At 65.7% G+C, this 13,202-nt stretch carries 13 protein-coding genes; all 13 read left to right on the top strand.

Annotated elements, in window-relative coordinates:
* The first annotated feature begins 20 nt into the window (after positions 1–20).
* The 13 genes from ACWCOP_RS14055 to odhB all read left to right on the top strand — a co-directional run bounded on the left by ACWCOP_RS14055 (position 21) and on the right by odhB (position 13,152).
* On the top strand, positions 21–1,418 hold the full coding sequence (locus ACWCOP_RS14055; protein WP_478248916.1) for an ActS/PrrB/RegB family redox-sensitive histidine kinase: 1,398 nt from the start codon (positions 21–23) through the stop codon (positions 1,416–1,418).
* A gap of 69 nt (positions 1,419–1,487) precedes the next feature.
* Complete coding sequence (locus tag ACWCOP_RS14050; RefSeq protein ID WP_478248915.1) at positions 1,488–2,036, top strand: ActR/PrrA/RegA family redox response regulator transcription factor; 549 nt, start codon at positions 1,488–1,490, stop codon at positions 2,034–2,036.
* A 110-nt stretch (positions 2,037–2,146) separates the two neighbouring features.
* Positions 2,147–2,674: a hypothetical protein gene (locus tag ACWCOP_RS14045; protein ID WP_478248914.1), complete on the top strand. Its 528-nt coding sequence runs from the start codon at positions 2,147–2,149 to the stop codon at positions 2,672–2,674.
* A 30-nt stretch (positions 2,675–2,704) separates the two neighbouring features.
* On the top strand, positions 2,705–4,033 hold the full coding sequence (locus tag ACWCOP_RS14040; RefSeq protein ID WP_478248913.1) for an MFS transporter: 1,329 nt from the start codon (positions 2,705–2,707) through the stop codon (positions 4,031–4,033).
* Complete coding sequence (locus ACWCOP_RS14035) at positions 4,030–4,341, top strand: hypothetical protein (protein ID WP_478248912.1); 312 nt, start codon at positions 4,030–4,032, stop codon at positions 4,339–4,341. The genes ACWCOP_RS14040 and ACWCOP_RS14035 overlap by 4 nt, the downstream gene beginning before the upstream one ends.
* A gap of 185 nt (positions 4,342–4,526) precedes the next feature.
* Complete coding sequence (gene sucC / locus ACWCOP_RS14030) at positions 4,527–5,720, top strand: ADP-forming succinate--CoA ligase subunit beta (protein WP_478248911.1); 1,194 nt, start codon at positions 4,527–4,529, stop codon at positions 5,718–5,720.
* A 69-nt stretch (positions 5,721–5,789) separates the two neighbouring features.
* Positions 5,790–6,014, top strand: a complete 225-nt coding sequence (locus ACWCOP_RS14025; protein ID WP_478248910.1) for a DUF2188 domain-containing protein — start codon at positions 5,790–5,792, stop codon at positions 6,012–6,014.
* Positions 6,015–6,070: 56 nt separating this feature from the next.
* Complete coding sequence (locus tag ACWCOP_RS14020; protein WP_478248909.1) at positions 6,071–6,322, top strand: DUF6364 family protein; 252 nt, start codon at positions 6,071–6,073, stop codon at positions 6,320–6,322.
* Positions 6,312–6,722 carry a PIN domain-containing protein gene (locus ACWCOP_RS14015; RefSeq protein WP_478248908.1) on the top strand — a complete coding sequence of 137 codons (411 nt, stop codon included), beginning with the start codon at positions 6,312–6,314 and terminating at the stop codon, positions 6,720–6,722. Before ACWCOP_RS14020 ends, ACWCOP_RS14015 begins: the two co-directional genes overlap by 11 nt.
* Before the next feature lie 18 nt (positions 6,723–6,740).
* A complete protein-coding gene (gene sucD / locus ACWCOP_RS14010; RefSeq protein WP_478248907.1) occupies positions 6,741–7,649 on the top strand; it encodes a succinate--CoA ligase subunit alpha in 909 nt (302 codons plus the stop codon).
* A gap of 149 nt (positions 7,650–7,798) precedes the next feature.
* Positions 7,799–8,335 (top strand): GAF domain-containing protein, encoded by a 537-nt coding sequence (locus ACWCOP_RS14005; protein ID WP_478248906.1) that lies wholly within the window; start codon positions 7,799–7,801, stop codon positions 8,333–8,335.
* A gap of 202 nt (positions 8,336–8,537) precedes the next feature.
* The gene (locus tag ACWCOP_RS14000; RefSeq protein ID WP_478248905.1) at positions 8,538–11,531 is read left to right on the top strand and encodes a 2-oxoglutarate dehydrogenase E1 component; all 2,994 of its coding nucleotides are present in this window, start codon (positions 8,538–8,540) and stop codon (positions 11,529–11,531) included.
* 43 nt (positions 11,532–11,574) lie between these two features.
* Positions 11,575–13,152, top strand: a complete 1,578-nt coding sequence (gene odhB, locus ACWCOP_RS13995) for a 2-oxoglutarate dehydrogenase complex dihydrolipoyllysine-residue succinyltransferase (RefSeq protein WP_478248904.1) — start codon at positions 11,575–11,577, stop codon at positions 13,150–13,152.
* Positions 13,153–13,202: the final 50 nt, after the last annotated feature.

Raw genomic sequence — 13,202 nt, 5'->3', positions numbered from 1 at the left:
GGCCCTTGAGGAGAGCGATCATGATGGGTCTCGACACGAGCTGGGACAGGCTGTCTCCGGACGCCGACTTCACCCCCATGTTCGGCCGCGTGCGCCTTCGCACGCTGATCCTGTTGCGCTGGCTTGCGGTGATCGGACAGACGCTGTGCGTCGGAGTGGTCCATTACGGGCTGGGCTATGAGCTGCCGCTGGGCCTGTGTCTGGGGGTGATCGCGGCGAGCGCCTGGGTGAACGCCTGGCTGTCGCTGGCCATGTCCACCCAGCGTTTCGCCAAGGACTGGGAGGCGTTCGCGCAGCTCGCCTATGACGTGGCCCAGCTGATGGTGCTGCTGGCGCTCACCGGCGGTCTGGTGAATCCGTTCTCGGTGATGCTGGTGGGCCCGGTGGTGATTGCAGTGGCGGCGCTGCCCACCCGCTGGTGGGTGGCGCTGGCCGCCTTTGCGATCGCCGGGTCGATCTCGCTGAGCATCTGGCATCTGCCGCTGCCCTGGGCGGGCGAGGAATCGGTCACCCTGCCGGTGACCTACCGGGTGGGCATATGGACCGCGCTGGCGATCGCCATCGGCTTCACCGCCGTCTACGCCTGGCGGGTGGGCAGCGAGGCGCGGCGCATGGGCACGGCGCTGGCGGCGACCCAGACCGTCTTGGCGCGCGAGCAGCGCCTGTCCGCGCTGGGCGCGCTGTCGGCCGCCGCCGCCCATGAGCTCGGCACGCCGCTGGCCACGATCCAGCTCACCGCCAAGGAGATGCAGCGCGAGGCCAAGGACGATGTGATGCGCGAGGACGCCGCGCTCATCGTCTCACAGGCCCAGCGGTGCCGCGAGATCCTGCAGCGCCTGTCCCAGACAAAGGACGCCTCCGACGAAATGCACGACCGGGTGGGTTTGCGCGAAGCCATGGAGGAGGCCGCCGCGCCGCTGCAGGGGCTGGGCTCGGTGCTCCATGTGCGCCTCAACCCCAAGGCCGACCCGCAGGACGCGCCGGTGCTCAAGCGCCGCGCCGAGATTCTGTATGCCCTGGGAAACTTTATCGAAAACGCTGTGGATTTCGCGCGCACCGAGGTGACGGTCTCCGGCGCCTGGAGCGCGGACCGGATCACCATCATCGTGCAGGATGACGGGCCGGGCTTTCCCCCAGACATCCTGGCCAAGCTGGGCGAGCCCTACATCACCACGCGCCGGGCCGAACCGGGTCATGGCGGGCTGGGGCTGGGCGTCTTCATCGCCATCACCCTGACCGAGCGCGTGGGCGGCACGGTGGATCTGTCCAACGCACCGGGATCGGGCGCGCGCGTCACCATCACCCTGCCGCGCAAGGGCCTGGAGGCCGAGCCCTGGTTTGAACCGAGGGTCGAACGCGCCGTGGAGGGGCCTGGTGAAGACGCCCTTGGCGGGGCGGGGACGCTTCAAACGCCGTGATATCTTCGACATGGCGGAGAATTCAGCTAAATGAGGTCATGAAAAGACTCTCACAGGAGGCCTTCCGCCATGAGCGAGCTGGACCTGCCGGCCGACAAAACCCTCTTGATCGTCGATGACGACGCCCCGTTCCGTACGCGCCTGGAGCGCGCCATGGCGGCGCGCGGCTTTGAAATCACCGCTGCGGTGGGATCGGTGGCTGAAGCGGTGCGCATCGCGCGCACCAACCCGCCGGCCTTCGCGGTGGTGGATCTTCGCCTGGAGGACGGCGACGGGCTCGACGTGGTGCGCACTCTCCATAATCACCGCGCCGACTGCCGCGCGGTGATGCTCACCGGATACGGCAATATCGCCACCGCCGTGGCTGCGGTGAAGTCGGGCGCGGTGGATTATCTGGCCAAGCCGGCCGACGCCGACGACGTGGCCAAAGCCCTGCTGGCGCGCCCGGACGCCAAGCCCGAACCGCCGGAAAATCCCATGAGCGCGGACCGCGTGCGCTGGGAGCATATCCAGCGCGTCTTCGAGTTGTGTAATCACAATGTCTCCGAGACCGCCCGCCGGCTGAACATGCACCGGCGCACCCTGCAGCGGATCCTGGCCAAGCGCGCGCCGAGATAGGGCCCGGGACGTTGCTCAAAGGCGACGCTTCACGTCCGGTCGCCGCCACTGTACGGCGCCGATCTTGAACCTGCGGCTCCGGTGCGCCTTTATGGCCGCCGGGGGACGACATGGACGATCACAATCGCTTCAAGACGCTTTATGCACCGCGCTCCGGCGAGGCCGCCGGGCCAGGCGTGGCGCCGGGCGCGTTCTGTCCACCGCCGACACGGCCGGGTCAGACACTGATTGATCTGGTGGTGGGGCTGTCCATGCGCGCGGCCCTGGCCGTGCAGTATTTCATGTGGGCCGCCGACAACGCCGGCGGCGGCGCCAGCTGGCGCAGCTGGACAGAGCCCGAGCCCGGCCTTGTGATGGCCGCCGGGGTCTGGACGCTGGGCTGGGTCGATCCGGCGCTGGCCGCCTTCGTGCTGCTCAGCACGGCTCTGGTGCTGGGCTTGTCTTTAAGCTTCGGCCTGCTGACCCGCATCGCCGGGCTGCTCACCGCCGCAGGCGCGCTGTGGTATGCGCTCTTCGTGCTTCCCCCGGCGTGGCCCGGGGCGCTGGCCTGGGGGGCGCTGGGTCTTTACCTGGCCCTGCGCGGGGCGGGTCCGGCCTCCATCGACTGGTCGCTGGCGCGTCTTTCGCGGCTGGGATAAGCGCGCGCACCTTGAACCCGCAAGCCGGGCATGGCTTTGTACGCGCAGATCCTGTTTGCGACCCCGAAGCTCCCGGAAGCGCCCATGCTCGTCTACCGCAATGTCGCGACCGTGATGGCGGCGATGATCTTTCTTCAGGTCGCCGCCGGCAGCCTCCATGTGGCGCTGCCCCTGGCCATGGATGCGGCCGACTGGTCGGCGGTGGCCATCGGCGCGGTGGTGGCGTCTTACGCCGCCGGCTTCATGGCCGGTGCGTGGACCGCGCCCTGGGTGATTCGCACCATAGGTCACATTCGCGCCTACGCCGCCTACGCCGGCGGAGCGGCGGCGGTGACGCTGATGCTGGCTCTCGGGTCAGACTTCGCCTTCTGGGCGATTGCGCGTTTCGGCTTCGGGGTGTGTGCGGCCGGGATTTTCGCGGTGTCGGAAAGCTGGATCGCCGACGCGACCCCGTCGGAGCGCCGCGGCGCGGTGATCAGCGTTTATCAGATTCTGGGCCGGGCCGGCCTGATCGCGGGTCCCTTCCTTGTGGCGTTGCCGCCCTTCGACCTCACTGACGGCTTCATCATTGCAGGTATTTTCCTGTCGTTGTCGCTGGTGCCCATCGTCTTCACCCGGCGCAGCCAGCCGGCGCTTCCCCAGAGCGAGACCGCCTCGCCGCTGCGCCTGTTCGACATTGCGCCGTCGGCGGCTGCGGCTGTTTTTGTGGCCGGGGTGGTCAATTCGGGACTGCTGGCCTTTATCCCTATCTGGGCTGAAGGCCTCACCCCGGGCTTCGGCGTCGAAGCCGGGGCAAGCGTCGGTGCGGCCGCAGTCGTGGTGGCGGTGGTGTATTTTTGCTCGATCCTCACCCAATGGCCCGCCGGCGTGATTTCGGACCGGTTTGATCGCCGCCTGGTGATTGCGGCGCTGGCGGCGCTGGCGGCCGTCGCCGCCGTGGTGCTCGCGGTCGTGCCCTCGCCCAGCTTGCTGACGGGCGCGCTGCTGGCGGGCGCCTGGGGCGCGGCGTCCCTGGCCTATTACGGCGTCGCCGTGGCCCACGCCGCCGACCGTTCGCGGGTGGAAGAGCTTCCCTCCATCGCGTCGGGGCTGTTGCTGGTGTGGGCGGCGGGGTCCATCGTGGGGCCGATCCTGGCGGGCGTGGCCTGGGCCGGGCCCTTGGGGGCGACGGGCCTGTTCCTCTTCGCCGCTGTGTTCAGCGCACTTCTGAGCGCAGGCATGCTGGTGCGCCGCCGCCAACGCGAGCCCGTGCAGGACGCCGATCGCGAAAGTTTCGTCTATCTCGCCGCCACCTCCAGCGAACTGGCCGAGATCGAAGCGCCTGAAACCGCCGAGGCCGGAGCGCGCGAGGCGTGGTGAGCGTCCTCGCCATCCTTCTGCCCGCGATCGCCGGCGCCGTGGCGGCGCTGAGTCTGCGCGCGCGCCTCAGGGCGCTGGGCTGGTTGTCGTGGCTGGGCTGGACGCTGCTGGGCGCCGGCGCGCCGGTGCTTGCCGGTCAGGTCGCCGCCCTTGTGGTGGTGGAGCAGGCGGCGGACGGGGTGGTCTCCAGCCAGGCGGCCGCCATTGTGCAGCTGCTGCTGGCGGCGGGGCTCGCCGGTGGGCTGGGCTGGGCGGCGGGTGCATTGAGCATGCGCCTCACCGGCGCATCGCCCAGCGACGAACCCTGAGGCCGGGCCCGAGTCTGATCCCGAAGCGATCTTGTAGCCGGCCCTGGGGCTGACCCTCGACTAAAGGCCGCCCTCATGGTGCGTTGCGCGTCACGGCGCGGGTGTTATAACGCGCCGCGAACGCCCCCGCACGCGCCGTCCGGCCGCGTGTTCCATGCATGTCCTGCGAGAGCATCGGATTTTCCATGAATATTCACGAGCATCAGGCCAAAGCCCTCCTTAAATCCTTCGGCGCCCCGGTGGCCGACGGCGTCGCCGTTTTCTCCGTGGACGAGGCGGTCAAGGCCGCCGGCCAGCTTCCCGGTCCGCTCTATGTGGTGAAGTCCCAGATCCACGCCGGCGGGCGCGGCAAGGGCAAGTTCAAGGAACTGCCCGAGGGCGCCAAGGGCGGGGTTCGCCTGGCCTTTTCCATCGATGAAGTTGAAGCCCACGCAAAGGAAATGCTCGGCAACACGCTGGTCACCCACCAGACCAGCGACGCCGGCAAGCAGGTCAACCGGCTCTATATCGAAGACGGCGCCGACATCGCCACCGAGCTCTACTGCTCGCTTCTGGTGAACCGCGAGCCCGGCGAGGTCGCGTTCGTGGTCTCCACCGAAGGCGGCATGGATATCGAGCAGGTCGCCGAGGCGACCCCTGAGAAGATCCTCACCGTCAACATCAATCCGGACGCCGGCGTCACCACGGCCGACGCCGACACGCTCGCCGACGCGCTGGAGCTCTCCGGCGAAGCGCGCACCGACATGCACACGCTGGCGCCGATCCTCTACAAGGCGTTCACCGAAACCGACATGAGCTTGTTGGAGATCAACCCGCTCATCGTCATGGAGAACGGCCGCCTGCGCGTGCTGGACGCGAAGGTGAGCTTCGACGGCAACGCCCTGTTCCGCCATGACGATATCCGCAAGCTGCGCGATCTCTCCGAAGAAGACGAGAAAGAGATCGAGGCGTCCAAGCACGACCTCGCCTATATCGCCCTGGACGGCGATATCGGCTGCATGGTCAACGGCGCCGGGCTCGCCATGGCCACCATGGACATCATCAAGCTCTACGGCGCCGAGCCGGCCAACTTCCTCGATGTGGGCGGCGGCGCCAGCAAGGAGAAGGTCACCGCAGCCTTCAAGATCATCACCGCCGACCCGGCCGTCAAAGGCATATTGGTCAACATCTTTGGCGGCATCATGCGCTGCGACGTCATCGCCGAGGGCGTCATCGCCGCGGTGAAGGAGGTGGGCCTGAAAGTCCCGCTGGTGGTGCGCCTTGAGGGCACCAATGTGGACCAGGGCAAAAAGCTCCTGAACGAAAGCGGCCTCGACATCACCAGCGCCGACGATCTCGACGACGCCGCGAAGAAGATCGTGAAGGCGGTGAAGGGGTAGGAAGACTCTGCGTTCCAGCTTTGTTCTGGTATTCTGTGTCCGGTTCGGTCGATTCGGAAAGGAGATGCCATGACAAGGAAGAACCAGCACGTGGTCCCCCACAACGGCGCTTGGGCGGTGAAGTCCGAGGGCGCGTCGAGAGCAGGATCTGTTCACGAAACCCAAGCCGCCGCAATTGAAGCGGCGAAATCTCGCGCGCAATCACAGGGCAGCGAACTGCTGATCCATGGGCGCAACGGACAAATCCGAGAGCGAAACACCTACGGGAAAGACCCGTATCCGCCGAAAGGCTGATTGAATTTCCGCGCTCCACAGGTTATGTGTAACACATAATCCGTGGAGCGCTCCTGGTGACCAAAAACCTCACCCTCGCCATCGACGAAGACCTTCTGGACCGCGCGCGCGTGCTCGCGGCGATGAAGCGCACCACGGTCAATGCGATGGTGCGTGAGTTTCTTGAGCGCGTCGTGCAGGACGAGCGCGAAACCGACGAGGTGACGCAGGAACTCCTGAAGCTGTCCCGCGAAGGCGCGTGGGACATGGGCGACTGGCGGCCGAGCCGCGACGAGACGTACTCCGGACTGCCGCGCTTTGACCGTTAAGGCCTTTCTCGACACCGATATTCTGCTGTACGCAGCCGGCGCAGCTCGGGCTGCGCCGGACAAACACGCCGTCGCGCAAGGCCTGCTCACCCTCGATTTCGGCGTTTCGGCCCAGACGCTGGGCGAGTTTTACTTGAACGCCGTGACCAAAGGCGCGCCGCCCATGGAGCCTGCGAAAGCGGAATCCTGGGTCAAGGCGCTCGCCCGCAAGCCCTTCCAGGTCAATGACGCCGCCGTGGCGTTTCGCGCCATCGATCTCTCCCAGCGCTATCAGATCCGCTATTGGGACGCCGCCATCCTCGCCGCCGCGGAGAAGCTCGGCGCGAAGACCGTCTATTCCGAAGACCTCAGCCATGGTCAGGCCTACGGGGCCGTGACCGTGATCAACCCCTTCCTCTAAGAACCACAAGGATAACCCATGTCCATTCTCGTCAATCGCGACACGAAAATTCTCGTTCAGGGCCTCACCGGCAAGACCGGCACCTTCCACACCGAGCAGGCGCTGGCCTATTACGGCACCCGCATGGTCGGCGGCGTCCACCCCAAGAAGGGCGGCGAAACCTGGACCAGCGGGCTGGACGGGGCGGCGGATCTGCCGATCTTCTCCTCGGTGGCGGAAGGCAAGGACAAGACCGGCGCCACCGCCTCGGTCGTGTACGTTCCGCCCGCCGGCGCCGGCGCGGCGATCATCGAGGCCATCGATGCGGGCATCGAGCTGATCACCTGCATCACCGAAGGCATCCCGGTGATGGACATGGTCAAGGTGAAAGCCCGCCTGGAGAAGTCCAACTCCCGCCTGCTGGGCCCGAACTGCCCCGGCGTGCTGACCCCGGAAGAGTGCAAGATCGGCATCATGCCGGGCTCGATCTTCAAGAAGGGCTCTGTGGGCGTGGTGTCGCGCTCGGGCACCCTCACCTATGAGGCGGTGTTCCAGACCACCAATGCGGGCCTTGGCCAGACCACGGCGGTGGGGATCGGCGGCGACCCGGTGAAGGGCACCGAGTTTATCGACATCCTGGAGCTCTTCCTCGCCGACGAGGACACCAAATCCATCATCATGATCGGCGAGATCGGCGGCTCCGCCGAAGAAGCCGCCGCGCAGTTCCTGAAAGACGAAGCCAAGAAGGGCCGCAAGAAGCCCATGGCCGGCTTCATCGCCGGCCGCACCGCGCCTCCGGGCCGCACCATGGGCCACGCGGGCGCCATCGTCGCCGGCGGCAAGGGCGGCGCGGATGACAAGATCGACGCCATGCGCTCGGCCGGCATCGCCATCGCCGATTCTCCCGCCCGCATGGGCGTGACGCTGGTGGAGGCGCTGAAGGCCTGACATCGCGTCCGTTGATGCAGAGAAAAAACCCCCGTCCGGATCCCTGGACGGGGGTTATGTTTGCGTGGGCCGCACCCGTTTAACCGCCTCAGAACTTTTTTCAGTCACTGAATGGCTTCATCATTCCCTGGTCCTGAATTGAGCCCTCCATGTCCCTGGAAGCCAAACGCGTCCAAGCCCTTGAGGACTATCGGATCCTCGACACTGCGCCCCATCCAAGCTTCGACAGCGTCACGCGCGCTGCGCAGATTGCGTTCGACACGCCCATCGCACTGATCTCCTTGGTGGATTCCTACCGCCAATGGTTCAAGGCCTCCATCGGCCTGGACATTCGCGAGAGCCCGCGAAAGCACTCGTTCTGCACCCATGCGATCAAGCAGGACGAGGTCTATGTGGTGGAGAGCGCTGAGGACCACCCGCTGTTCAAGACCAATCCGCTCGTCACGGGCGCGCCCCATATCCGGTTTTATGCAGGCGCTCCGATCATTGATCCAGAGGGCTTTGCGCTGGGCACGCTGTGCGTCATCGACCGCGAGCCGCGCGCGTTTGGCGATCGCGACCGGCGTCTGCTGGCGGCCCTGGCCGAATGCGCCATGGCGGCCATGACTTTACACTCCCAAAGCCTGCTGTTGCAGCGCGCCGACCGCCTGATCAAGCGATATATGGGCCGTCAACTTGTCGCCTGAAACGGCTCCGGCGCGCCGTTGTCCTGTTTTTGAAACGGATTGAAGCCGTTTGAGCCGGGGTTGAACCGGCGCGCCGGTGCGACCATCGTCTGATTTTAGCGTACGCAAGGCTTCTCTTTCGTGTGGAAGAGGCATAAACGTGCGCCGTCCCCCGCGCGCGTATTATTCGCGCGCTCCCCGCACGCCAACCGCAATGGCTTCAATGGCTGACGCACGCTCCAAACAAAATCAGACTTTCCTGGAAACCAGCTTCCTGTTCGGCGGCAACGCCGTCTATCTCGAACAGATGGCCGCCCGCTACGCCGAGGACCCCGCCTCGGTGCCGCAAAGCTGGCGCGCCTTCTTTGAAGAGGTGGGCGATGACCGCGACGCCCAGCGCCGGGCCGCAAAGGGCCCCGCCTGGAAGCGGGCTGACTGGCCCAAAGCCGCCAATGGCGAGATGACATCCGCGCTCGGCGATATCGAGCGCGACGCGGTGGCCTTGCCCGACGCCGTCGCCGCCCACAAGGGCGCCGGCGCCTCACCTGAAGAGGTGAACAAGGCGGTCAAGGATTCCATCGCCGCCATCATGCTGATCCGCGCCTACCGGATGCGCGGCCACCTGGCCGCCGATCTGGATCCGCTCAATCTCAGCGAGGCCGAATACCAGCCTGAACTGGATCCGGCGAGCTACGGCTTCACCGACGCCGACATGGATCGCGAGATCTTCATCGCCGGCTATCTGGGCCTGGACACCGCCACGGTTCCCCAGATGCTGGAGATCCTCAAGCGCACCTATTGCTCCACTTTCGGCGTGGAGTTCATGCACATTTCCAATCCGGACGAGAAGTCCTGGCTGCAGGAGCGCATCGAGGGACCGGACAAGGAGATCGCCTTCTCCAAGAACGGCAAGATTGCGATCCTGAAAAAGCTGATCGAAACCGAGGCGTTCGAGCGCTTCCTGCACAAGCGCTATCCCGGCACCAAGCGCTTCGGCATTGACGGCGGCGAGGCGCTGGTTCCGGCGCTGGAGCAGATCATCAAGCGCGGCGGCGCGCTGGGTGTGAAGGAAATCATCCTGGGCATGCCCCATCGCGGCCGTCTGAATGTGCTCGCCGCGGTGATGGGCAAGCCCTATCATGTGATCTTCCACGAGTTTCAGGGCGGCGATTCGCTGGGTGGCACCGACTACGCCACCGGCGACGTCAAATACCATTTGGGCTCCTCGTCCGACCGCGAGTTCGACGGCAACCAGGTTCACCTGTCGCTGAGCCCGAACCCCTCCCACCTGGAGGCGGTGGACCCGGTGGTGTTGGGCAAGGCGCGCGCAAAACAGACCAAGTACCGGCGCGATATGGGCGAGGACTCCAACACGTCCGCCATGGTGCTGCCGCTGCTGCTCCACGGCGACGCGGCCTTCGCCGGCCAGGGCGTCGTGGCGGAATGCTTTGGTCTGTCCGGCCTTCGTGGCCACCGTACCGGCGGCGCGATCCATTTTGTGGTGAACAACCAGATCGGCTTCACCACCAATCCCAAAGACAGCCGTTCCTCGCCCTACCCGTCCGACGTGGCGCTGATGGTGCAGGCGCCGATCTTCCACGTGAACGGCGATGATCCTGAGGCGGTGACCTACGCAGCCAAGATCGCGGCGGAATACCGTCAGCTCTTCGGCAAGGACGTGGTCATCGACATGATCTGCTATCGCCGCTTCGGCCACAATGAAGGCGACGATCCCAGCTTCACCCAGCCGATCATGTACAAGGCGATCGCCGGTCAGAAGACGACGCGCGAGATCTATGGCGACCGCCTGGTCGCCGAGGGCGTGGTCGGCGCGGGCGATGTGGACGCCTGGCTGGAAGAGTTCGACACCTTCCTGGATCAGGAGTTTGACGGCGCCAAAGGCTATAAGGCCAACAAGGCCGACTGGCTGGACGGCGTGTGGTCGGGCCTGGGGCTTCCCGAAGAGGATGACCGGCGCGGCCAGACGGCGGTGGACATGGACACGCTCACCCACGTCGCCGACCGGATGACCACCGTTCCCGACGGCGTCAACATTCACAAGACCTTGAAGCGGGTCATGGACAATCGCCGCAAGGCGGTGCTGGAGGACGGCGAGGGCATCGACTGGTCGACGGCCGAACACCTGGCGTTCGGCACGCTCCTGACCGAAGGCTTTCCGGTGCGCCTTTCCGGTCAGGATTCCGGGCGCGGGACCTTCTCCCAGCGCCATTCCCACGTCATCGATCAGGAGACCGAGGAGCGCTACACTCCGCTGAACCATATCAGCGACACCCAGGCGCGTTACGAGGTCATCGACACCATGCTGAGCGAGGAGGCGGTGCTGGGGTTCGAGTACGGCTACTCCACCTCGGCCCCCAATACGCTGACCATGTGGGAAGCCCAGTTCGGCGATTTCACCAACGGCGCCCAGGTCATCATCGACCAGTTCATCTCCTCGGCGGAGCGCAAATGGCTGCGCATGTCCGGCCTGGTGATGCTCCTTCCCCACGGTTATGAGGGACAGGGCCCCGAACACTCCAGTGCGCGCCTGGAGCGTTATCTCCAGCAGTGCGCCGAAGACAATATGCAGGTGGCCAACTGCTCCACGCCGGCGAACTATTTCCACATCCTGCGCCGGCAGATACACCGGGGTTTCCGCAAGCCGCTGGTGCTGATGACTCCCAAGAGCCTGCTGCGCCACAAGCGCTGCGTCAGCCCGCTGGCCGAGTTCGGACCCAATTCCAGCTTCCACCGGGTGCTGTGGGACGACGCCGACACCAAGGTGCGCAAGGGCCGCGACGACGTCGCGTCGGGGCGCACCGAGATCAAGCTGGCCGCCGATTCAAAGATCCGCCGGGTCGTGCTGTGCTCGGGCAAGGTCTATTACGACCTTCTGGAAGAGCGCGAGAGCCGCGGGATCGACGATGTCTATATCCTGCGGGTGGAGCAATTCTATCCGTTCCCGGCCAAATCGGTGATCGACGAGCTGAAACGCTTCGCCAAGGCCGACATCGTCTGGTGCCAGGAAGAGCCGCGCAATATGGGCGCCTGGACCTTCGTGGAGCCCTATCTGGAGTTCTGCCTGGACAAGGCCGGATCCAAGGTGTCGCGCCCCGCATACGCCGGCCGCGCGCCGTCGGCCTCCACCGCCACGGGCCTTCTGTCCAAGCACCAGGCCCAGCAAAAAGCCCTGATTGACGAGGCGCTGGGCCAGTAGGTCCGCGCCATCCGCCCAGAAAGACAAGAAAGAGCCGCAAACCATGACCGATATCACCGTCCCGACCCTGGGCGAGAGCGTCTCCGAAGCGACTGTCGGCGCCTGGCAGGTCAAAGAAGGCGACACCGTGAAAAAAGACGACGTCCTGGTGGAGCTGGAGACTGACAAGGTGTCCGTAGAGGTTCGCGCCGAAGAAGACGGCGTGCTCGTCTCGATCAGCGCCCAGGAAGGCGAAACCGTGGAGATCGGCGCAAAGCTCGGCGAGCTGGGCGAAGGCTCGGGCGAGGCGCCGAAGAAAGACGCCAAGCCGGCCAAGTCTGACGCGAAATCTGAAGCCAAGGCTGAAGCCAAGTCCGAATCCAAGTCGTCTGACGGCTCTTCTGGTGGCGGCTCTGGCGGCGGCGACATTGTCGAGGCCAAGGTGCCGGTGATGGGCGAGAGCGTCACCGAGGGTCAGATCGGGTCTTTCCTGGTCAAGCCCGGCGACCGCGTCGAGCAGGATCAGGCGCTCATGGAAATCGAGACCGACAAGGTCGCGGTTGAAGTCCCGAGCCCCGCCGCCGGCGTGGTGGAGGCATTCACCGTCTCTGAAGGCGACACCGTCACGCCTGATCAGGTCGTTGCGAAAATCCGCGCCGGCGCGTCTGGTGGCGGCTCCAAGGATGGCGGGGGAGACTCCGCTCCCGCCAAGCCGAGCAGCGACGCGTCCTCCGACGCCAAGGCCATGCCCAGCGCCAAGCGGGTGGCAGCGGAAAACAATCTTGATCTCGCCAAGATCGAAGGCAGCGGCAAGGACGGGCGCGTCACCAAGGGCGACGCCCTGAAGGCGCTGGAGAGCGGCGGCCGTCCGCCGGCTCCGGCTCCCGGCGCTGCGGCGTCAAGCGGGTCTTCTGGCGCGCCTTCGAAAGCACGCGAGACCGGCGAGCGCGAAGAGCGTGTGAAGATGACCCGGCTTCGTCAGACCATCGCCCGGCGCCTTAAAGAGGCGCAAAGCACGGCCGCGATGCTGACCACCTATAACGAAGCCGACATGAGCGCGATCATGGCGCTGCGCAAGGAGATCCAGGAGGACTTCGTCACCAAGCACGGGGTCAAGCTGGGCTTCATGAGCTTCTTCGTGAAGGCCTGCGTCACCGCGCTGAAAGAGCTCCCGGCGGTCAACGCCGAGATCGACGGCACGGACATCATATACAAGAATTACTACGACATGGGCGTCGCCGTGGGCACTGATCGCGGCCTGGTGGTCCCGGTGGTGCGCGACGCTGACCAGATGAGCCTGGCTGAAATCGAAAAGAAAATCATCGATCTGGGCAAGCGCGCCCGGGACGGAAAGCTCGGCATTGACGAGATGCAGGGCGCCACCTTCACCCTGTCAAACGGCGGCGTGTACGGCTCGCTTCTGTCCTCGCCGATTCTCAATGCGCCCCAGTCGGGCATTCTGGGCATGCACAAGATTCAGGATCGCCCGGTGGCCCTCAATGGCGAAGTGAAGATCCGCCCCATGATGTATCTGGCGCTGTCCTATGACCACCGCATCGTCGACGGCAAGGAAGCCGTGACCTTCCTGGTGCGCGTGAAGGAAAGCCTGGAGAACCCCCAGCGCATGCTGCTGGACATCTAGGCGCGCCCTTACAGCGCTAGCCAAACGCGCCGCCCCCGCCGGCCCTGTCA

This window comes from Apolloniradiicaulis salifontis (assembly GCF_053756655.1).
This window is presented reverse-complemented; position numbering and strand designations above follow the sequence as displayed.

Excerpts from the sequence above, each read along its gene's own strand:
- ACWCOP_RS14025 (WP_478248910.1), top strand. The coding sequence starts at position 5,790 with ATGACAAGGAAGAACCAGCACGTGGTCCCCCACAACGGCGCTTGGGCG.
- odhB (WP_478248904.1), top strand. The coding sequence starts at position 11,575 with ATGACCGATATCACCGTCCCGACCCTGGGCGAGAGCGTCTCCGAAGCG.
- ACWCOP_RS14050 (WP_478248915.1), top strand. The coding sequence starts at position 1,488 with ATGAGCGAGCTGGACCTGCCGGCCGACAAAACCCTCTTGATCGTCGAT.
- ACWCOP_RS14055 (WP_478248916.1), top strand. The coding sequence starts at position 21 with ATGATGGGTCTCGACACGAGCTGGGACAGGCTGTCTCCGGACGCCGAC.
- ACWCOP_RS14000 (WP_478248905.1), top strand. The coding sequence starts at position 8,538 with ATGGCTGACGCACGCTCCAAACAAAATCAGACTTTCCTGGAAACCAGC.
- sucD (WP_478248907.1), top strand. The coding sequence starts at position 6,741 with ATGTCCATTCTCGTCAATCGCGACACGAAAATTCTCGTTCAGGGCCTC.
- ACWCOP_RS14005 (WP_478248906.1), top strand. The coding sequence starts at position 7,799 with ATGTCCCTGGAAGCCAAACGCGTCCAAGCCCTTGAGGACTATCGGATC.
- ACWCOP_RS14040 (WP_478248913.1), top strand. The coding sequence starts at position 2,705 with ATGGCTTTGTACGCGCAGATCCTGTTTGCGACCCCGAAGCTCCCGGAA.
- ACWCOP_RS14045 (WP_478248914.1), top strand. The coding sequence starts at position 2,147 with ATGGACGATCACAATCGCTTCAAGACGCTTTATGCACCGCGCTCCGGC.
- sucC (WP_478248911.1), top strand. The coding sequence starts at position 4,527 with ATGAATATTCACGAGCATCAGGCCAAAGCCCTCCTTAAATCCTTCGGC.